Genomic DNA, 19,636 nt, shown 5'->3' on the forward strand with positions numbered 1-19,636 from the left:
GTACTCACTCCTTATAATTCTTTGGTCGGAACTATTTTGAGTGTAGCACAAATGACTTTTTTAGTTGTCTAGCTTAATTTTACAATCGGCGATAACTAAATAGTACCATGTTTCATTGATTTAATACGTTGCTTCGATCATATCTAGCATTTTTTTGAAACGTCTCCGTTTAAAATACATCAAGATTGTTCCTAAAAGCATATCATTCAACTTTTGAAGCATGCCATAAGACTCCATTTTTTCTGTGTAATGAACCTCACAGGTCGAATCGTCCAATGGTTTGATTTGATAATGAACGACGAATTCATTCTTCGTTGTCGATGTACGAAACTTATAAGACTGGTTTTCAATGACTTCTTCGATTTTTATGCGAGCCCGGTTATTTTGCGAGAATTGTTTGACGTACTCCAAATTTTTCAGCTGTTTTCTAGTTACTGATTTGCCGGTCGCTTTACGTACATCGAAAAGGACAGAGTCCATAACTTTATCGTAAAAAAACGATGCTGGAATATTTAATTTTTTCGTGATTTCCATTAGTTATTTTTCTCCTTTGCTTCTTCTCTTTTTTTCCCCTTCATGAAGAAATAGATTCCTAATCCTGTTAGAAAAAGACCTGTGACCATACTATACAAATCATACCTTTGCGAATGTGGATTCAAACTATACAACACGATCAAAGAACCAATACTACATAAAAATAAACCGTTTTTTATCATCTCAACCATCCTATCTTTTTAAACCATTTTCTAAACAGCTGTTGATTGAAAATAAAGGACTGTTCCCCAAGGCTGTGCTTTGATTAGTTCCTTTGCTTTTTTAGCCGCAACTTCCGGATCTTCTGCACTTGTTTCAAAGAACAGCTTGATTCCTTGTTTTTCTTTAAATGTAAAAGTCATTCCTTCTTCATTGTATCCTTCTAACAATTCTTTGATTTCATCTTGTTGCATTGCACTGGCAATTGTAATCATTTCAGTTCCTCCTCGAAAATTCATTATGAGGAACGAAACTTAAAGCGTCCCGCTCCTCACGTTCATCTTATTGTTGTTCGCCTGCGGCAGGGTCCATTTTGTTTGCAGAGATGACAAATGGTGCCCAAATCAAGAAAGTCACGACCATACATACTAATGTTACGATCGGTGCCCGCCAATCCGCTCCTGTTGCTAAGAATGACAATAAGAACGGCGGTACTACCCATGTGACTTGCTGCGATACCGGAGCGACTAGGCCAAGATAAGTAGCTGTCCATCCAATTGCTGTTGCTACTACTGGAGCAATCAAGAATGGGATAAACATGATTGCATTCAATACGATTGGCAGACCAAACATCACTGGTTCGTTGATATTGAAGATACCAGGCCCAATGGATAATTTAGCTACTGTTAGATAATCTGCACGTTTAGAGAAAATCAAGATAGCTATCAGTAAGACGATCGTTCCGCCTGATCCGCCAAACCATGCAAAAGCATCGAACGATCCGCGGACCCACATATAAGCTTTTCCATCTTCGATTGCATCTAACACGGCTGGTGTACCAGTTTTTCCGTTATAACCTTTTTGGAAAATATCAATATTGATTAGTTGTGCTTGTCCCCAGATTCCCTCTAGCACTGGTGCCAATACATTTGGTCCATGAATACCAAAGAACCAGAATACTTGAACAAATACTGTGACGATCAATACTGCTCCCAACCCTTGAGATAATCCTAGGAATGGTTCTGCAATATATTTTTGCACCAAATCAATGATCAGTTGCCCATCAGCTACACGACCTACGATATAATTGATAATAGCAATGACGTATAAAGCGATCGTCGCTGGTAAAATGGCTGCAAATGCTTTAGATACTGCTGGTGGTACTGAATCAGGCATTTTGATCGTAATGTTGGCAAGCATCAATTTACAAAAAATAATGACTGAAATAGCTCCCATGATCATAACTGTAAAATAAGCGTTTCCATTCAAATGATCTAGTTTTAGCCAACCCCATAATCCAACTGACAGTGTGCCATCTGCAATCGTTGCACCAATCTCAGAACTATTGATTGCATCTGCGACATTTGAAGGAACATTCACATCTAATGCTGCTGATAATGCTGGACCAAAGGAAATACCTTGAATCAAGGTAGCTAAACCAACGATCCCCCCAGCTAGATCATTTACTCCATAAGCTCGGGCAAGATTATACCCCCAAGAAAAGGCAAAGATCAATCCGGCGATTGCTAGTGTACCGTTCCAGACAAAACCATTGATTCCGATGATGACATTCAATACGGCAAAGATTCCTTTGTCTGCTGCTAAACTGTCAGCATAGGTACTGTTAAACTGTTGCGGTAAATCACGAATAATTGCATTGATCATTACAGCGACTGATCCCGCCATTGTTGCGGGCAGTGTGCCGATAAAAGCATCACGCAAAGCAACTAAATGTTTTTGCGCTCCGATTTTTGCGGCAACCGGCAGGATGTATTTCTCCATCCAACTTGATAGTCCGTTCATTTTTTACTTCCTCCTATAAGTTTTTTATATAAAGAGAGTTCTCCTTATAACAAAATAAAAAATCCGTTCAAAAATTTTTCTTCTTCCGTTCAAAAAAGAAGTTGTATTTATTCGCTGTATACGCGACGATAAAGTTCGATGATTTCTTTTGCTAAATCAGTAAACGCAATAGATGTCATTAAGTGATCTTGACTGTGAACAGTCAATAATGTCACTTGCATATGATTTCCTTGTGCTTCTTGTGTCAACATGTCTGTTTGTGCATGATGCGCTTGTATAAGTGATTCTTCTGCATCAGCGATTTTCCTATCCGCTAACTCAAAATCACCGATTTTAGCAGCCGCAATCGCTTCCATTGCATCGCTCTTTGCATTACCGCCAAACATGATTAACCCCATGATGGCTTCTAGATTTTGTTGATCTTCCACGTTGTTATACCCCCAACTGCATACTTGATTTATTTCATTAGATTTTCTGCTTGTGCAAGAACTTTTTCTCCGTTCATCATGCCATAGTCTTGCATATTGATGACATCTAATGGAATACCTTTAGGCGCAAGTTTTTGTTCAAATTGAGCTTTCATGAAACGTACTTGAGGACCTAATAATAATACATCGACATTCTTAGATTCTAAATTATTATCTGCATCTGAGGCAGAGACCGCAAAAATATCGGCTTCCATCCCTTTTTCTTCTGCTGCTTTTTGCATTTTTGTGACCAATAAACTCGTACTCATCCCTGCTGAACAAACTAACATGATTGTTTTTTTTGCCATTTTTAACACTCCTTTTATTTTTTTACACTTTTATATAACGCAAGAAGCATGCCAATAAAAAAAAGAGCTGAAATAGCGTTTTCATGCTTTTTAGCTCTTTTTTATAGTGCGCACACAGATGTTTAGTGTGTAAACAGTATGATTAGTGTGTTCATTTTTTTATTTTATTTTCAAGAAACATTTGTGTAAGAAATGCGATATCATCTTCTGAAATTTTTACCTGATATTTTCGTTCTAGTGCCATCAAGTTTGCCCGAACGATATCCATTTCCAAACGATAAATTTTTGAGAAAATAGACAGTTTCTCAAATTGCCGATGGCTTTCTTGTTTGATCAATCCGTCTAACATGAAGGCTAAATGGATAACGATTCCAGTATCTACTCCAGGTTCCACGATAATCGACAAATCGGTCTGGATCTGCTGAACTGTCTTTTGCAATGAACGGATCAGTTCATCAATAGAAAAGACATCGCTTAATGATCCAGCAAGTGAATCGACAATTTTAGCTGTCGGGATCTCATCATCAGCTATACGCTTTAAAATATTTAGTTTTTCATCATCAAAAACGTCATAGGCTGAAAAAAATGGGATATTTTGATAATCAACATCAACTGTTCCCGCAATTGCTTTGATCTCATATTCTTCCAATAAGGCATCGATGTGTTTTTTGAATGATTCACGTTCTAAAAACTGCATCTGGATCAGTTCTACCTTATTTTGATTAATCACTGGCATAATACGCTGATATAATTTGGCAGCTACTCCTTCACCAGTAAAGCATGTCACGATTACGGCTTTTTTACGCTGTAAAGTTTCAGACTTTTCCGCTTTGAACTGATCACGTACGATCGATTCAAAGGAAAGCTGGATATTTTGATAAATATCTTCTAAGCTTCTTCCAACACTTGCCATCCGTATCGCTTCTATCACAATCATGGTACTTGTCATCGTGATAGCTTTCGTCCGAATGCCAGTCTCTTCATAAATCAAATCACTGAAGGTGTTTAATGATCCCATATCTGTTAACAAGAGTAGGCCATTCGTCAAATGCTCTTGATAGTTTTTGACATATTGTAACACTTCTTCATACATTGTTTGAACTTCCATAACCAGTGGCATATTAAAAGCTTTCCCTACTTTTGTTCCTAATAGTTCTTGTGCCATCTCCAACATGCTTGAAGCAGTCTGTCTGCCGTGCATCAATACGAGAACATCTACTTTGTTTTCTTTAACAGGCTCACTTTCTCCTAGATTGATAGAAAGAAACATACTAATAAAGCCGATTTCATCAAAAGGAATCTCAACTTGTTCTTCTTCTTCAATGATCGTTGAAAGATCGATTGCTACCTGGAATTCCCTCTTAAAATTTTTTCGTACGTTATTCAAATCTGGATGGACGATCATATGACCTTCTCTCACACGATCCAATGTACTTTGCAAATGCAAAGCAAAAGCAAAACGAGCTTTTTCATTATAAATACGGTCTAACCGTTTTTCAGCCACATCATACAATTGATTGGTTAACCGCCAGATTTCATCTGGCAAAAGATCTTTGGGAATCGAACTTTTAGTCAATTCTTTGACATATGTCTGGAAATAAGCATCCACATCTTTTGAAATGAGGGTCTCTAGATCAATGTTCTCCACACCGGTTTCGGAAAGAGAAGTGACTTTTTCCTCAATATCGTTATAGACCTGCATGTTTCGTTCTGGATCTTGTGACCAGACAACATCAGCAAATCCTGGTTCAAATGTCAAATACTGACTTTTGCTGTCCATGAATCGGTCGAGACGTTCCGGTATTTCCTTGATTTTCAGTAATCCTTTTTGTACTTGAAGGGAAAGTTCTTCTTTTCGAATGATTAGCTTTTTCTCATGATGAGTACGGTAATGTAAAAAAGATTTTGCACAGACTAGTTTCAAGTCTCGTTTCACTTGACCGATATTTCCTTCCGCATCATAAAGCATGAAGGCAAGAATCGCTTCTTTTTCGATATCGATACGTTGATTCAAACGATTCGCTTCTTGTTTGATAAAAAGAGAGATGATTTCATAACGCTCATCCAGTGAACGTGAAGCAAGATTCGGCAAGGTGATTGCCATAGGAATCCGTCGATTGAACGTAGATAAGAAACTTTCTGAAGATTCAGTCGTCGCCCCAATGATCTGAACAGATGCTTCATGTACTTGTGCACTTTCTCCAAGCGGACGGTAAATACCTTTATCAATGAAAGTAAACAGCATTTCCTGCCCTTCCGGCGGTAAACGGTGGATCTCATCTAAAAACAATATACCGCCGTCTGCTTTGGCTATTAGACCGGGACTATCTTGAGCTGCTCCTGTGTAAGCCCCTTTTTTGATCCCAAAGATGTGTCCAAAGAGCAGTTGCGGATTTTGAGCATAATCCGCACAATTGAAAGAAACAAATGGCGCATCTGCAGAAAGCATCTCTGAATCGATTGCAAAATGATACATACATTCAGCAAACATCGACTTCCCTGTACCAGTTTCTCCAAAAATAATCGTATGCAACCCCCGCGGTGGATAAAGAATCGCAGCTTTTGCCTGCTGTATGCTGACTTTTAAAGAATCATTTTCTCCAACGAGTGTTTCAAAAGTCACTTGCGTAGAAGAGTCGACATGCACTTCATCAGATTTTGACTTTTCCGTTGGCAAAGAGTAAACGACTGGTCGGCCAGCGGTTTTTACAATATGATGGGCCTTGTATAGTTCACTTAAATATCGGCTTGCATTGCTTCGATCGATAGTTAAGCGCTCAGCTACATCACTTGCTGTCAATCCTTGTTGGTTTTCTGTCAATAGCTGCAAGATCTCTTCTTGACGTTCTTTCACATAACCCCTCCTCTGGCAACCAATTTTGTTCCCGTTTTCATAATCATAGCATAAAAAGGCGCTTATTTGCGCCTTGCTCCTTTATTTCTCTCTTTTTTTGATTTATTTTTAACTTTTTTTCTTATTTTTTCTTTGTTATATTCTGGGTTCTGCTCCTTTCCAGAAAAAGTTTTCGCATACTTTTTATTTACTGCAGGAGCTGCATCTTCTTTGGTTGGCTGCTCAGTTTGCAGCTTACCTCCGTATAAAAAAATCTCTTCAAGTGTTATATTTGATGGACGTAAAAGCCGTTTTAAATCTCTTAGATTATTATCTTGTACGAGTGTAATTACTATTCCTTCATTACCCATTCGACCAGTTCTTCCCGAACGATGCAAATAAGCTTCTTCACTTAACGGAACTTCTGCATTCACTACATAAGGAAGACCTGTAATATCTAAACCTCTAGCCGCCACATCTGTGGTCAAAAGTGCTCTGACCATTTTCTTTTTGAATTGTTCTAGCGCTGCTTTTCGGAGTAGCTTGTTCTGATCAGAGGCCAGACTTCCTACCGGTACACCTCTATACAGCAATTTTTCTTCCATCACGCCTAATTCAGTCAGTTGATTAAAGAAAATCAGACCATGAAAATCTTCTATATGCGTGAGACGTCTCAAATAGTCATCTTTCTTTCGTATCGGTACACGTAAAAAGTAATGTCTCAGTCCTTTTCGAGAATCGTCCTCTGCTGTCACGTCAATTGTCTCAAACGTTTTCCCAGTGATTTTTTCAATGCTTTCAAGGGAACGATCTGCTGTCGCTGAAAAAAAGGCTAGCTGATACTCTGTTGGAGCTTGATGAAGAATTTGATCAATGATTTGGCTGTTCCCAGCGTCAAATAGCTGGTCTGCTTCATCAAATACCATTGTTTTCACTTGATGTGCTTTTATTTTTTTTGCTTTCATCAATTCCAATATTCTTCCTGGTGTACCAATCAAGATTTCTGGTTTTTTCTTCAAACCCTCAATCTGACGTTTGACGTTGGCTCCGCCCACCAAAGATTGGACTTTCAACTCTTTGTCTTTTCCCCATTCACGTGCAACATCTGCTACTTGAATAGCTAGTTCTTGAGAAGAAGCAAAAATGACCAACGCACTTGCTTCACCTGGTTCCACGTTTAGTAGTAGAGGCCAAAGATAAGCCAGTGTTTTACCTGAACCTGTAGGAGAAACCGCTACTATACTTTGTTTATTACTTAGTGGCTGAAAAACTGCTCGTTGAATAAGAGAAGGTGAGATAAACCCTTTATCCTCATATTTTTTCTGCCAATTTTCGGGAAATACTTGTACAAATTCGTTCATTAAAAATCTTCCTCATTATCTGCATCGAATTTGATGCCGCCATTTTTTCTTAAATCATAAATCACTTGGTTCACATTTCTAGCTAGCTCGATCCACTCTTCATACAACAATCCCCAAGCTGGATCTTTCGGATGAGCCATGACATTGGCAAAATCCTCTGCTTCATCTGCCATTGGATTTTCTGCAGCTGTTACCGCCAAATCAATGATTTCTTTATGCGCGCGATCATGAAATTGTGCTTGTTCAATTGCATTGACTCCATTCATCACTAGCGTTCCTGAGTCAAAATAAATCTCTGACGGTAAATAAGAATCACCGATTTTACCTGGCTGGATCGATACATAAAAATTCTCATAACGTAAGATCCCCCATCCAAGACCATCTACACCAGTAGAAATCTTTCTTGGGAAATAATGGACTTCTTTTGGCATTCCAAACCAAGCAACAGCTGCATATACAAGGTAAACACCTAAATCCATCAATGCACCACCTGAGAAATGAGTCGAGAAGATATTCGGTTCTTCTCCATCTAATACCTGGTCATAGCGCGAAGAATATTTCATATAGCTGAAATTTGCACCGATTATCTCGTCTTTTAATGGTAAGTAATCGGCAATCTTTTTAAAACCTGATTCATGGATATTTCTTGCTGCTTCAAAAAAATACACATTGTGTTCATTTGCCAAATGGATGATTTCATCCATTTCTTTTGGCGTCGAAAAAGCTGGCTTTTCAACTATCACATTTTTTCCTGCCAAAATTGCTTGCTTAGCTTGACTAAAGTGAAGACTATTCGGAGAAGCAATATAAATGGTGTCCATATGAGTAATATTGAAAAAAGTCTTCAAATCTGTTGCGAATTCGATATTCCCTTCATAATGAGAACCAAATTCCTGTGCTTTTTCCAAATGTCTAGAATATACCGCTGTCAATTCATATTTTTTTGTGCTTAAAGCTGCTTGGACAAATTGATGAGTAATCCAATTTGTTCCGATAATACCTAAGTTGATCATTATTTTACCTTCTTTCTATTGTATAGGATCTTCAAAAGGGATATCTACATCAAATGGAATGGCCTGCTTGACAGTTACCTCATCTGCCGATACTTGACAATTATAGGCGAGGATTTGAACTCCGCTTTGCTGCGCATGTCGAACCATATCAGCTAGTGCTGGTTGCATTTCTTCATGGATCGTTGCCAGATGAAGATGTTCGAATTGAGCAATAAACAAGACATAAGCGGCATAACCATCTTGTGCGGCATACGTTAATTCTCCTATATGTTTCAATCCTCTGAGTGTGGGCGCATCAGGAAAAGCACCAATCGCTTTATTTTCAAGTGTCATACCTTTGACTTCAACAAATGCTTTTTGTCCGACCACCGTCTCTAAATAAATATCAAATTTGGAGTGAAGATAAGTTACTTCACGCTTGTATACCGTAAATGGACCAGTTAATCCTGGTAAAAGGATCGTGCCGTCTAAAATACCATCAATTGCCAGCCGATTAGGCAATTGACTATCGATATTAAACCAGTCACCCTTCTTTTTTACAGCAATCAGATCATAGGCGGTTTTCCGTTTAGGTCCAGGAGCAAATACAATAGCCACTTCAGCGCCTGGTATCAGGACCTCTTTTCCTCTACCTGTATTTTTGACATGCGCAATAATTATTTCTCCGTCTTTTTTCATACAATGTGCTATAAACCGATTCGGGCGGTCAATAAAAAAAGCTATTTCCACTTGCTGATACTTCAAATTATGTCACCTTTCTTCCTACTATGTATCCTATCATAATTTGTAGAAAAACAGTAAAAAAACCAGTCGAAAGTCTTAGAGAAATTTTAGCTTTTATTCGGTACAATGAAATAAAGAAGAAAGAATATGTCTATGCGATTATTTTCTCATAAAGGAGTGATTTGGTGATAAAAAAAATGATCTATTTTCTTGGTTCACTCATTACCGTTCTCTGAAGTTTTATTTACTTGAAAAAGAAAAAACAAGCGGAAAAGTCAGAAGGACTCTCAAAGTATCAAGGTACATGGTTCTTTAGTGATAGCCAGCAAAAACAACAATTACAGATTACATCTGATTACACGTTTTTGATCAACGGTCAGTCTCTTGGCACATCTGTGGTAGAAATAGATGAATATCGTTTAGTCGTACGTGATCAGTATGGTTTTTATCTTATCTTTTCTTATCCCGAACAAACTCTTTATGACGAATCTGCAGACACTTCATATAAGTTGTTATCTGAAAAATAGATCCCTCCCAATGTATATATATCCTTTATAAACGAAAGAATGAGTCCTCTCTATCATCTTTCGTTTTTTGTTGTAAAAACGTCTAAAAATCCTTTGTTTTTTATTTAGAAAAATAGTCAATTAACGTTTTTTTTGTTACACTTACTAATGATGGTTTTTTACCATGAAAGGATGATCGAATATGACACCAAATCGAGAAGATTATTTGAAAATCATTTTAGAACTAGGTGGAGATACAACGAAAGTCAACAATAAACAAATCGTATCTAGTCTAGATGTCTCAGCTGCATCTGTCAGTGAAATGATTTCTAAACTTGTGAAAGAAGAGCTTGTAGAACATTCCCCTTATCAAGGTGTACAATTGACTGCAAGCGGACTGCAAAAAGCTAGCAGTCTGATTCGCAAACATCGCTTATGGGAAGTTTTTTTAGTTGAACATTTAGACTATAGCTGGAATGAAGTCCATGATGATGCTGAAGTATTGGAACATGTGACTTCGGAACATCTTGCAGATCATTTAGAAAACTATTTGAATCATCCTGAACATTGTCCTCATGGAGGATCGATTCCTAAAAAAGAGGAAGTTGTCCATGAAGAACGCCGACAAACATTGGAGTCCTATCCTGTCGGTACAAAAGTGCGTATCGCACGAGTGCTTGATGAAAAAGAATTGTTGGATTACTTAGTCACTATTGACCTGAATATCAACGAAGAATATGAGATCGTTGACATCGCAGCTTATGAAGGACCGATCACTATCCAAAATGATAGAAAGAAAATCCCCGTCAGCTTCAAGGCGGCCAGCACGATTTTTGTCGATAAAATATAAAGGAGTGTATCCACATGTCTAATGAAAAAAATGTATTGTTTACGATATTCGGCGGTACAGGTGACCTAGCCCAGCGTAAATTGTACCCGTCTTTGTTCCGCCTTTACAGAAAAGGAAATTTAGGCGAGCATTTTGCTGTAATCGGAACCGCTCGCCGTCCCTGGAGCGATGAGCACTACCGTGAAGTTGTCAAAGAAACAATCCGTGCATTGAATCCTTCAGATGAAGAAGCAACTACCTTTGCAAGCCATTTTTACTATCAATCCCATGATGTAAATGATTCAACGCATTATCAGACATTAAAAGAATTGTCTGACCGATTAGATGGACACTATCAATTAAACGGTAATCGTGTCTATTATTTGGCTATGGCACCTCAATTTTTTGGAACGATCGTTTCTCATTTGAAATCACAAAATATTATGACAAAAAATGGCTTCAATCGTTTGATCATAGAAAAACCGTTCGGTTCTGATTACCAGTCTGCTTTTGAATTGAACCAGCAAATCAGAGAAGTATTCCCAGAACAAGATATTTTTAGGATTGATCATTATTTAGGAAAAGAAATGATCCAAAACATCTCAGCTATCCGTTTTGCCAATAATATTTTTGAGGCTCAATGGAACAATCGCTATATCGACAATATCCAAATTACTTTTGGCGAAAACCTCGGTGTAGAAGATCGCGGGGGCTACTACGATCATAGTGGCGCACTTAAAGACATGGTGCAAAATCATATTTTACAGGTTGTAGCATTACTTGCAATGGAACCGCCAGTAGCATTTTCCGAAAAAGAAATCCGTACAGAAAAGATCAAAGCATTGAAAGCTATCCGCATTTATAACGAAGAAGAAGTGTTAGAAAACTTCGTTCGCGGGCAATATGCTCAAGGTGAATTGGATGGTGTACAATTCAAGGGCTATCGCGAAGAAGACAAAGTGGATGCTCAATCAGAGACTGAAACATTCGTCGCAGGCAAATTCACTATCGATAACTTCCGTTGGTCAGGTGTTCCTTTCTATGTACGTACAGGCAAACGTTTGACTGAAAAAGGGACTCGGATCAACATCGTATTCAAACAAGTTCCTGTTAATGTATTCAAAACATCTGTCGATGAACCATGTGACGATACGACACTTCCACCTAATGTTCTAACGATCTATATTCAGCCAACTGAAGGATTTTCTTTATCCTTGAATGGGAAAGAAGTAGGGCAAGGATTTGAAACGGAACCAATTAAATTGGAATTTAGAAATAGTGCAGAAATGGTTGAAAATAGCCCAGAAGCTTACGAAAAATTACTATTAGATGCGTTGAATGGTGATGGAACGAACTTCTCTCACTGGGAAGAAGTCGCTCAATCTTGGCATATCGTGGATGTCATTCGAAAAGCTTGGGACCAAACACAACCGGATTTTCCCAACTACAAAGCTGGATCAATGGGACCTAAAGCAGCTTTCGAACTACTTGAAAAAGACGGATTCGAATGGATCTGGCAACCAGATAACTGGTATCGTGAACGTGGAAAATTAAACGATTGATAACAAAAGGGGGTGTGACAAAGAACATGTCACACCCCCTTTTCCCTTTTACTTTTCTTCGAATCCTTCAGCTACAGCTTCAGGATAGAAGTCTTCAACGATTTTTGCACAACGACCGCATAGATGAGGAAGTTTTTCATCTACTCCTACATCTTTACGAACTTGGCGACAGCGATCGCAAGTTTCCCCGTCTGCTTTTTCCACTGTAATAGCAACATCATCAAATACCATAGCGTTATCTGGCACTTGTTCATCTGCTGCCATAACTTCAAAGTAGTCTGGTGAAACGATCAATAATTGTGCAATATCTGCATCCAAAGCTTTTAACATTTCACGAACTTGTTGTTTTGGATAAACAGTTAGTTTTGCTTCCAAAGATTTACCAATCAATTTGCTGTTTCTTGCTTCTTCCAATGCTTTTAAGACATTATCACGGAAGTCCATGAAAGCAGTCCAGGTATCCATCAATTCTTCTTGGTTTGCAAACTCTTCATAACCAGGAAACTCGCTTAACTGAACGTACTCCTCTTCTTCTTTCAGGAATGACCAGATTTCTTCTGCTGTATGCGGAATGATAGGAGTCAATAATTTTGTCAAAGCTACAGCTGTTTGATAGAAAACAGTTTGCATGCAACGACGTTGATAATCATCTTCTGCTTCAATATAAACTACATCTTTAGCAAAATCCAGGTAGAATGACGATAGATCAACCGTCAAGAAGTTCATAACTGTACGGTAAATATGCATGAAGTTATATTTGTCGTACCCTTCTTCTCGGATTTCTTTGATTACTTGGTTCAATCGAACGGTCATATATTTGTCTACAGAACGTAAATCATTGTACGAAACAGTATCTTTTTTAGGATCGAAATCTTCTGTATTCGCTAATAAGAAACGCATCGTATTTCTGATTTTACGATATACTTCTGCCACTTGACTTAAGATATCCATAGAAACACGAACATCTGCTTCATAATCTACACTAGATACCCATAAGCGAAGGATATCTGCACCAAATTGTTTGATCACTTTTTCTGGTGCAATGATGTTTCCTAAAGATTTACTCATCTTACGGCCTTCACCATCTAAAGCAAATCCTTGAGAAATAACTGATTTGTATGGTGCTACACCATTGATAGCCACACTAGTCGTGATACTTGAGTTGAACCAGCCACGATATTGGTCTGATCCTTCTAAATACATATCTGCTGGGAATGATAATTCTGGTCGCTGACGTAAAACAGCTTCATGAGAAGAACCAGAATCAAACCAGACATCCATGATATCTTTTTCTTTTGTAAATTCGCCATTAGGAGAACCTGGGTGGGTAAATCCTTCAGGAAGAAGTTCTTTCGCTTCTTTTTCAAACCAGATAATTGATCCATGTTCAGCAAATAATTTTGCCACATGTTCGATTGTTTCTGGTGTGATGATTGCTTCTCCATTTTCAGCATAGAAAATCGGAAGTGGTACTCCCCATGCACGCTGACGGGAAATTACCCAATCGCCGCGGTCACGGATCATATTATACAAACGTGTTTTACCCCATGGAATAACCCACTCTACTTTTTCTACTTCATCCAAAATATTCTGACGGAATTTATCGATAGATGCAAACCATTGTGGAGTTGCCCGATAGATCACAGGCTTTTTCGTCCGCCAATCGTGAGGATAACTATGAGTAAAGAAATCTAGCTTCAGCAAAGCTCCTTTTTCTTTTAATAGATCAGTGATCATAGGATTTGCTTTGTCATAAAAGATTCCTTCAAATCCAGGTGCTTCTTCTGTAAACAATCCTTTTGAGTCTACAGGTGACACTACAGATAGTTTATATTTGCTACCAGCGATATAGTCATCTTCCCCATGTCCTGGAGCAGTATGGACTAATCCAGTACCAGCGTCTAAAGTAACATGATCGCCTAAAATCACAAGTGATTCACGTTCATAGAATGGATGACTTGCAGTCATATATTCCATTTCTTGTCCAGCAAATTCTTTTAGAACTGTTACATTTTCCCAACCGATTTCTGATTGGACTGTTTCTAGCAAATCTTTCGCTACGACAAACTTACGGCCATCGGCTTCCACCAATACATACGTAAATTTTGGATTTACAGCAATACCTTGGTTTGCTGGCAATGTCCATGGTGTTGTCGTCCAAATGACAAAAGCTGTATCTTCATCAAGAATATCTTTGCCGTCTTTGACATTGAAAGCTACAAAAATAGATGGAGATTTTACATCTTTATATTCAATTTCAGCTTCCGCTAAAGAAGACTCACTTGACGGAGACCAGTAAATTGGTTTCAATCCTTTGTAAATATAGCCTTTTTCAGCCATTTTACCAAATACGCGTACTTGTGCAGCTTCATAAGAAGGATCTAATGTAACATAAGGATGTTCCCAATCTCCTGCAACTCCTAGGCGTTTGAAATCTGCTCGTTGCTTATCTACTTGGGAAAGTGCATATTCACGACATTTTTCCAAGTATTCTGCCATGGACATTTCTTTACGTTTCACGCCTTTATTAGCCAATACTTGTTCAATCGGCAATCCATGTGTATCCCATCCTGGAACATATGGTGCACGATAGCCAGACATTGATTTTGAACGAATGATAATGTCTTTACTGATTTTATTCAATGAATGTCCTAAATGGATATTACCATTGGCATATGGAGGTCCATCATGAAGAACAAAGCTAGGTTTTCCTTCGTTCAACTCTTGTCTTTTTTGGTAGATTCGATTTTCTTCCCATTCTTTTTGCCACTCGCCTTCTCGGTTTGGCAAATTACCACGCATAGGGAATTTTGTTTTTCCTAATTGCAAGGTTTCTTTCATTTTCATTCAACCATACACTCCTTTATTTGTTTTCCGGACACAAAAAAGCATGTTCAGCCGCAAGGGACGAACATGCCGTGGTACCACCCAAATTTAGTTGCATCTATCTAGTGCAAACTCTCTGTGACCAATAACGAGGTCAGCCGCTGCTTCTTACTCTAATTTCGGAAAAGCAGGTCTCAAGTAGAGGATCTTTCACCATGCAGTGTCTTACCGAACTTCCACTCTCATCGGCTCGCTTTAAGAATAACAAAGTGCTTTTCTGTTCTACTCGTTTTCATTTTCACCAGGCACGATCGAGATATCAATAGCCTGTGTATCAAATGCCGTCATAGGTGCTTCTATGACTCCTGTGTCTGAGTTTACATCAGTATCATTTTCATTGTCAAGCTGTTTTGCTAAAACTTCTTTGATCACTTCATGGCTGTCAGTCACGTAGCTGGAGAATGGTTGTAAAATTTCATCCCATTCCGGACTTTTCACTTGTTCTAATTGAGACTCAAGCATCAAGCTGATACGTTGATGGAATACTCGTGTTTTTTTCTTAAGATCTTCAGTTTCTGTCGCAAGCTGTCTTGCTTTTTCTGTTGCATCTGTCAAGATTTTTCTTGCTTTTTCTTCTGCATCAGTTGTTAATTGATGTGCACGTTTTTCAGCGTTCGCAACTAACTCATCTGCTTTGTTTTGTGCAGAAGTAACGATCACTTCGGATTCCTTGCTTGCACTTGTTTTTACTTTATCAGCCGTATCTTGAGCTACGATGATTGATTGGTTCAAAGCATCTTTTAATTCATTGAAGTACTCAAGTTTTTCTTCAGAATGTTTGACTGCTTTTTCTAATTCTCGATTTCTTTGAGTCAATTCCTCATAGTCACGAACAACTAAATCTAAGAAATCATCTACTTCGTCTTGATTATATCCCCGCATTTTTGTCGGGAATGTCTTATTTTGGATATCTAATGGAGTTAAAGCCATGAGTAAACCACCTTTTTATTTTATTTACGTAATACACCGAACAGTACCCTGTACTTTTCTTTTTTCGTCTTCCCCTCAAGTTCTTGGATCTGGACTCTGCCATAACCTCTGACTGAAATAATATCTAATAGTTCAAGTACAAAATCAGGTCTTGTATTTTCTGTCCAGTTCACTTTTACTTTACCAGCTTCGATCAGCTGCTTGGACCGCTGTCTGGAAATATTATAAATCTCAGAGATCACACTGTCTAGTCGCATGGAACTAACTGTTCCTCTTTCTTGTGTCCAGCTATCTTTCGGCATAATCATTTCTGTGTATTTGATTGGTTCCAAGCGTACAGCAACCTTTCCAATCTTTGTTACTTGTGCAGCAACAAAATGATCCACCTCATTTGCAATAAATACTTGCCAGCGATCACCGTCCGAGATGATATCGCCAAAGTAAGAGCGTTTGATCCCCGTTCCCACTAAAGTTCCAAGGATTTTCCCATGACTTAGGCTGGCAAATTTGCTAGGATAATGGATTTCATACAATGCTGTTTCAAAATCTTCCTCTACAGGTTCGTAATAATCGGGGAAAATCAAACATCTTTTTCTTTCTGCCTGTTCATATCCGCCATAAAACATGAAACGCAAATCACTGCTTTGTCGAATCAGTGTTTCTAAAATATAGGATTGTCTTGGGTCAAGAAATTCGGTCAGATAGGGTGCATATTGTCCTTGAACTTGTTCAATCCAATCGCCTACCGAATCGATAAATGTACGTTCATCTGCCCGAAAGTGCTGGTATACATTTGCATCCAAAATTTTCCCCTCCTATCTATTCTGAGAATAAAGATTTTGTTGCTTCAATCAATAAACTAAATGGACAGTTATCCATATAACGATCTGTGCTAAACCTTGTACGGCTAAGTTCAAGATCAGGATTGCCCCTAAAATTGTGAAATCCAAGGGTCCAATCCTCAAAGGCAGACGATCGAACAAACTGATATACGGTTCGCAGATCTTAGCTAATAATCGTCCTAGCCCTGATTGATACCCGCCTGGAAACCAAGAGAGCAATGCATATACCATCAAGATAATGCTATAGAAATAGGCTGCCCGTTGAAGTAAATGAAGTAATAGTGCAATAGTATAAATCGTAGTTCCTCCTCTTACAGATCAAACAAATTCGCATCTGCAAAAGATTGAGCGGTTGAACTGTCAATCTCCATCCCAGTCGGTGTACAAAGAAAAATCTCATCTCCAACACGTTTGATATCTCCATCTAGTGCATAAACTGTTCCTGTTAGAAAATCAACGATTCTTCTCGCTTGTTTTTCTTCTACTAAATGAAAATTCACTAAGGTTGCTTCTCCAGCAATGATTCGTTTAGCAATCGCCATAGCTTCAGAATAAGCTCTTGGTTCCATTACAGTGATTTTTCCAGCAAGATTTGCTTTAGGTTGTGTAGAGGTTCTTGAAGCTGTTCTTTCTTTCGCTACAGTTTTTGTAGGTGATTGATGTAGTTCAATTACTTTTTTCTTTTCAGCCGGCTGAATACTTTCATGCGTTACAGGACGTGAAGTCGCCGTTTTTTGTTTTTCATGAGTATTAGCAGCAGATACAGAATGAGTTGATTGATTCTGTGTTGTATTTTTTTTAGTTGGCTGTACAGCCTTTTTTGTTGTTTCAGGATAATCTTGGTATTCGTACTCTTCCTCATCAGCTAATCCGAAAAAATTAGCAATTGCTCCTCTGTTTAAAAGCGGCATTTTTGTTCCTCCTTTATTCGTCTTTGAATAGCGCTGTTCCTACACGGATAAATGTTGCACCTTCTTCAATCGCAATTTGAAAGTCTTGACTCATCCCCATACTTAATTCACTACATGGTGCATGGGCATAACCTTTTGCTTGAACAAGATCACGCAATTCTTTCAGCGTACCAAACACTTTATGGATTTGCTCATCAGAAGCTTCTTTAGGCGCCATAGTCATTAACCCAACAACCTTGATTTTTGTGCAGGCAGCTAAAGATTCCACAAACGGTAAAAGCTCATCTGGTGAAATTCCATGTTTTGATTCCTCACCAGAAACATTTACTTCAATAAAACAGGATAATTCTTTCTCTAACCGCTTCTGGATTTCTTCTGCTAATCTTAAACTGTCCAACGCATGAAAGTAATCAATTTCATTTACAATCAATTTTACCTTTCTGCGCTGTAAATTACCAATTAAATGCCACTTTATTTCAGGAAAATCAAATAAATCTTGTTTCTTTTGTAATAGTTTATCTACTCGGTTTTCTGCACAATTCATAACGCCAGCTCTAACCAATTCTTCAGCTTGAGCGGATTCAACAGATTTTGTTACAGCTACTAATGTAACTTCTTTCGGATCACGATGAACAAGAGCACACGAATCCTGAATTTCTTGCTTGATTTTCTGCAAGTTGTCAGCAATCATGTGCTCTTCCTCTCCTTTATTTTTTACGACGGAAAAACGGTGGCGTATTTAATTCATCATCGCCATGAGATTTTGTTTCTTCGCGGTTGAATGTATCAAATTCTTTTTTTTCGATATTGTCAAAATTGGAATCATCAACTCTAGGACGAACATTTTGTTCACGTCTGATATCCCAATCGCCAAAACTGTTTTCTTCTTCTGAAGAAGTTGGTTTAGCTTGATCCATATCTAATACAGTCTTTTGAGCAGGTGATTGCATTTGTGCTTGTCTAGCTGGTCGGCTAGACTTGCGTTCCTTTTTTGATTCATCGATACCTGTTGCGATGACCGTCACACGGATTTCATCGCCCATTTCTTCATTGATAGATGTACCTAGAATGATATTTACATCGCCAGTTGCTGCATTTGCTACGATATCTGAAGCATCTTGTGCTTCGAACAATGTCATATCCAAACCGCCTGTGATGTTAAGAAGTACTTGTTCAGCTCCATCAATAGATGTTTCAAGCAATGGAGAGGAGATTGCTTTTTTCGTTGCTTCTACTACGCGATCTTCTCCACTAGCCACACCGATCCCCATCAATGCTGTACCTTGGTTTTCCATCACTGTTTTCACGTCAGCAAAGTCAAGGTTAACGTAACCTGGCGCTGTGATCAAATCAGAGATACCTTGTACACCTTGTCGTAAAACATTATCTGCTTCACGGAAAGCTTCAAGCATCGGTGTCTTTTTATCTACAACTTCTAATAAACGGTTATTTGAGATAATTAATAATGTATCCACATTTTCTTTCAAACGAGCGATACCTTCTGCAGCAAAACGGCCACGTTTCGGTCCTTCAAAAGTGAATGGACGTGTCACGACACCAACAGTCAATGCGCCCAATTCTTTCGCGATACCTGCAACGATTGGTGCAGCACCTGTACCGGTTCCTCCACCCATTCCTGCAGTGATGAAAATCATATCTGCACCGTCTAAAGCTTCGCGTAAGGATTGTTCACTTTCTTCTGCCGCTTTTTGTCCAACTTCTGGCTGAGAACCAGCACCTAAACCACGAGTATATTTGGGGCCTAATTGGATAACTGTTTCAGCTTTTGAATTTTTTAATGCTTGCACGTCTGTGTTGGCTGTAATGAATTCAACACCTTTAACGTTTTCTTCAATCATTCGGTTTACAGCATTTCCACCGCCACCACCGACTCCGATGACTTTGATTACTGCGCCGTCATTGATATTATTATCAATTGAGAATTCCATATCTTATTCCTCCCAGGATG

20 protein-coding genes are annotated in these 19,636 nt (G+C 38.5%); 3 read left to right on the forward strand and 17 right to left on the reverse strand.

The window, feature by feature from the left end:
- Positions 1 to 120: 120 nt before the first annotated feature.
- The 10 genes from DIZ30_RS00005 to sfsA form a co-directional block, all read right to left on the reverse strand.
- Positions 121 to 534, reverse strand: coding sequence for a DUF3284 domain-containing protein (locus DIZ30_RS00005; RefSeq protein ID WP_002286592.1), 414 nt, complete (start codon positions 532 to 534; stop codon positions 121 to 123).
- A complete protein-coding gene (locus tag DIZ30_RS00010) occupies positions 534 to 716 on the reverse strand; it encodes a DUF3188 domain-containing protein (protein WP_002286596.1) in 183 nt (60 codons plus the stop codon). The genes DIZ30_RS00005 and DIZ30_RS00010 overlap by 1 nt, the downstream gene beginning before the upstream one ends.
- A 30-nt stretch (positions 717 to 746) precedes the next feature.
- Positions 747 to 968, reverse strand: coding sequence for a hypothetical protein (locus DIZ30_RS00015; RefSeq protein WP_002286598.1), 222 nt, complete (start codon positions 966 to 968; stop codon positions 747 to 749).
- A 67-nt stretch (positions 969 to 1,035) separates the two neighbouring features.
- Positions 1,036 to 2,496 (reverse strand): PTS sugar transporter subunit IIC, encoded by a 1,461-nt coding sequence (locus tag DIZ30_RS00020; protein WP_002286601.1) that lies wholly within the window; start codon positions 2,494 to 2,496, stop codon positions 1,036 to 1,038.
- A 107-nt stretch (positions 2,497 to 2,603) separates the two neighbouring features.
- Positions 2,604 to 2,924: a PTS lactose/cellobiose transporter subunit IIA gene (locus DIZ30_RS00025; protein ID WP_002286604.1), complete on the reverse strand. Its 321-nt coding sequence runs from the start codon at positions 2,922 to 2,924 to the stop codon at positions 2,604 to 2,606.
- A 29-nt stretch (positions 2,925 to 2,953) separates the two neighbouring features.
- Positions 2,954 to 3,271 carry a PTS sugar transporter subunit IIB gene (locus DIZ30_RS00030; RefSeq protein ID WP_002286606.1) on the reverse strand — a complete coding sequence of 106 codons (318 nt, stop codon included), beginning with the start codon at positions 3,269 to 3,271 and terminating at the stop codon, positions 2,954 to 2,956.
- A 151-nt stretch (positions 3,272 to 3,422) separates the two neighbouring features.
- Complete coding sequence (locus DIZ30_RS00035) at positions 3,423 to 6,125, reverse strand: sigma 54-interacting transcriptional regulator (RefSeq protein WP_109023028.1); 2,703 nt, start codon at positions 6,123 to 6,125, stop codon at positions 3,423 to 3,425.
- Positions 6,126 to 6,187: 62 nt separating this feature from the next.
- Positions 6,188 to 7,465, reverse strand: a complete 1,278-nt coding sequence (locus DIZ30_RS00040) for a DEAD/DEAH box helicase (RefSeq protein WP_002294535.1) — start codon at positions 7,463 to 7,465, stop codon at positions 6,188 to 6,190.
- The gene (locus tag DIZ30_RS00045) at positions 7,465 to 8,478 is read right to left on the reverse strand and encodes a Gfo/Idh/MocA family protein (RefSeq protein WP_109023029.1); all 1,014 of its coding nucleotides are present in this window, start codon (positions 8,476 to 8,478) and stop codon (positions 7,465 to 7,467) included. The genes DIZ30_RS00040 and DIZ30_RS00045 overlap by 1 nt, the downstream gene beginning before the upstream one ends.
- A gap of 15 nt (positions 8,479 to 8,493) precedes the next feature.
- Complete coding sequence (gene sfsA / locus DIZ30_RS00050; RefSeq protein ID WP_002286614.1) at positions 8,494 to 9,222, reverse strand: DNA/RNA nuclease SfsA; 729 nt, start codon at positions 9,220 to 9,222, stop codon at positions 8,494 to 8,496.
- Positions 9,223 to 9,443: 221 nt separating this feature from the next.
- Between sfsA and DIZ30_RS00055 the strand changes: the two genes are divergently transcribed.
- From DIZ30_RS00055 to zwf, 3 genes are all read left to right on the forward strand, one after another.
- Positions 9,444 to 9,728 (forward strand): DUF4828 domain-containing protein, encoded by a 285-nt coding sequence (locus DIZ30_RS00055; RefSeq protein ID WP_234414787.1) that lies wholly within the window; start codon positions 9,444 to 9,446, stop codon positions 9,726 to 9,728.
- A gap of 181 nt (positions 9,729 to 9,909) precedes the next feature.
- Positions 9,910 to 10,557 carry a metal-dependent transcriptional regulator gene (locus DIZ30_RS00060; protein WP_002286616.1) on the forward strand — a complete coding sequence of 216 codons (648 nt, stop codon included), beginning with the start codon at positions 9,910 to 9,912 and terminating at the stop codon, positions 10,555 to 10,557.
- Between the two features lie 14 nt (positions 10,558 to 10,571).
- Positions 10,572 to 12,098, forward strand: coding sequence for a glucose-6-phosphate dehydrogenase (gene zwf, locus DIZ30_RS00065; RefSeq protein ID WP_002286618.1), 1,527 nt, complete (start codon positions 10,572 to 10,574; stop codon positions 12,096 to 12,098).
- 48 nt (positions 12,099 to 12,146) lie between these two features.
- Here zwf and ileS read toward each other — a convergent pair whose 3' ends face one another.
- The 7 genes from ileS to ftsZ form a co-directional block, all read right to left on the reverse strand.
- Positions 12,147 to 14,945 carry an isoleucine--tRNA ligase gene (gene ileS, locus DIZ30_RS00070; protein ID WP_002286621.1) on the reverse strand — a complete coding sequence of 933 codons (2,799 nt, stop codon included), beginning with the start codon at positions 14,943 to 14,945 and terminating at the stop codon, positions 12,147 to 12,149.
- Positions 14,946 to 15,206: 261 nt separating this feature from the next.
- The gene (locus DIZ30_RS00075) at positions 15,207 to 15,914 is read right to left on the reverse strand and encodes a DivIVA domain-containing protein (RefSeq protein WP_002286622.1); all 708 of its coding nucleotides are present in this window, start codon (positions 15,912 to 15,914) and stop codon (positions 15,207 to 15,209) included.
- Between the two features lie 20 nt (positions 15,915 to 15,934).
- Positions 15,935 to 16,717 (reverse strand): RNA-binding protein, encoded by a 783-nt coding sequence (locus tag DIZ30_RS00080; protein ID WP_002286624.1) that lies wholly within the window; start codon positions 16,715 to 16,717, stop codon positions 15,935 to 15,937.
- A 48-nt stretch (positions 16,718 to 16,765) separates the two neighbouring features.
- Positions 16,766 to 17,044: a YggT family protein gene (locus DIZ30_RS00085; RefSeq protein ID WP_033582058.1), complete on the reverse strand. Its 279-nt coding sequence runs from the start codon at positions 17,042 to 17,044 to the stop codon at positions 16,766 to 16,768.
- 23 nt (positions 17,045 to 17,067) lie between these two features.
- Positions 17,068 to 17,667 (reverse strand): cell division protein SepF, encoded by a 600-nt coding sequence (locus tag DIZ30_RS00090; RefSeq protein ID WP_002286627.1) that lies wholly within the window; start codon positions 17,665 to 17,667, stop codon positions 17,068 to 17,070.
- Between the two features lie 13 nt (positions 17,668 to 17,680).
- Entirely contained in the window at positions 17,681 to 18,358 is a 678-nt protein-coding gene (locus DIZ30_RS00095; RefSeq protein WP_002324421.1) for a YggS family pyridoxal phosphate-dependent enzyme, read from the reverse strand.
- A 16-nt stretch (positions 18,359 to 18,374) separates the two neighbouring features.
- On the reverse strand, positions 18,375 to 19,616 hold the full coding sequence (ftsZ, locus tag DIZ30_RS00100; RefSeq protein WP_002286629.1) for a cell division protein FtsZ: 1,242 nt from the start codon (positions 19,614 to 19,616) through the stop codon (positions 18,375 to 18,377).
- Between the last annotated feature and the right edge of the window lie 20 nt (positions 19,617 to 19,636).

The sequence above is a fragment of the Enterococcus sp. H57 genome (genome assembly GCF_003112495.1).
Taxonomy (GTDB): domain Bacteria; phylum Bacillota; class Bacilli; order Lactobacillales; family Enterococcaceae; genus Enterococcus_B; species Enterococcus_B faecium.

Excerpts from the sequence above, each read along its gene's own strand:
- DIZ30_RS00020 (WP_002286601.1), bottom strand. The coding sequence starts at position 2,496 with ATGAACGGACTATCAAGTTGGATGGAGAAATACATCCTGCCGGTTGCC.
- DIZ30_RS00045 (WP_109023029.1), bottom strand. The coding sequence starts at position 8,478 with ATGATCAACTTAGGTATTATCGGAACAAATTGGATTACTCATCAATTT.
- DIZ30_RS00095 (WP_002324421.1), bottom strand. The coding sequence starts at position 18,358 with ATGATTGCTGACAACTTGCAGAAAATCAAGCAAGAAATTCAGGATTCG.
- DIZ30_RS00075 (WP_002286622.1), bottom strand. The coding sequence starts at position 15,914 with ATGGCTTTAACTCCATTAGATATCCAAAATAAGACATTCCCGACAAAA.
- DIZ30_RS00060 (WP_002286616.1), top strand. The coding sequence starts at position 9,910 with ATGACACCAAATCGAGAAGATTATTTGAAAATCATTTTAGAACTAGGT.
- ftsZ (WP_002286629.1), bottom strand. The coding sequence starts at position 19,616 with ATGGAATTCTCAATTGATAATAATATCAATGACGGCGCAGTAATCAAA.
- DIZ30_RS00010 (WP_002286596.1), bottom strand. The coding sequence starts at position 716 with ATGATAAAAAACGGTTTATTTTTATGTAGTATTGGTTCTTTGATCGTG.
- DIZ30_RS00015 (WP_002286598.1), bottom strand. The coding sequence starts at position 968 with ATGATTACAATTGCCAGTGCAATGCAACAAGATGAAATCAAAGAATTG.
- zwf (WP_002286618.1), top strand. The coding sequence starts at position 10,572 with ATGTCTAATGAAAAAAATGTATTGTTTACGATATTCGGCGGTACAGGT.
- DIZ30_RS00005 (WP_002286592.1), bottom strand. The coding sequence starts at position 534 with ATGGAAATCACGAAAAAATTAAATATTCCAGCATCGTTTTTTTACGAT.
- ileS (WP_002286621.1), bottom strand. The coding sequence starts at position 14,945 with ATGAAAATGAAAGAAACCTTGCAATTAGGAAAAACAAAATTCCCTATG.
- DIZ30_RS00090 (WP_002286627.1), bottom strand. The coding sequence starts at position 17,667 with ATGCCGCTTTTAAACAGAGGAGCAATTGCTAATTTTTTCGGATTAGCT.
- DIZ30_RS00030 (WP_002286606.1), bottom strand. The coding sequence starts at position 3,271 with ATGGCAAAAAAAACAATCATGTTAGTTTGTTCAGCAGGGATGAGTACG.
- DIZ30_RS00040 (WP_002294535.1), bottom strand. The coding sequence starts at position 7,465 with ATGAACGAATTTGTACAAGTATTTCCCGAAAATTGGCAGAAAAAATAT.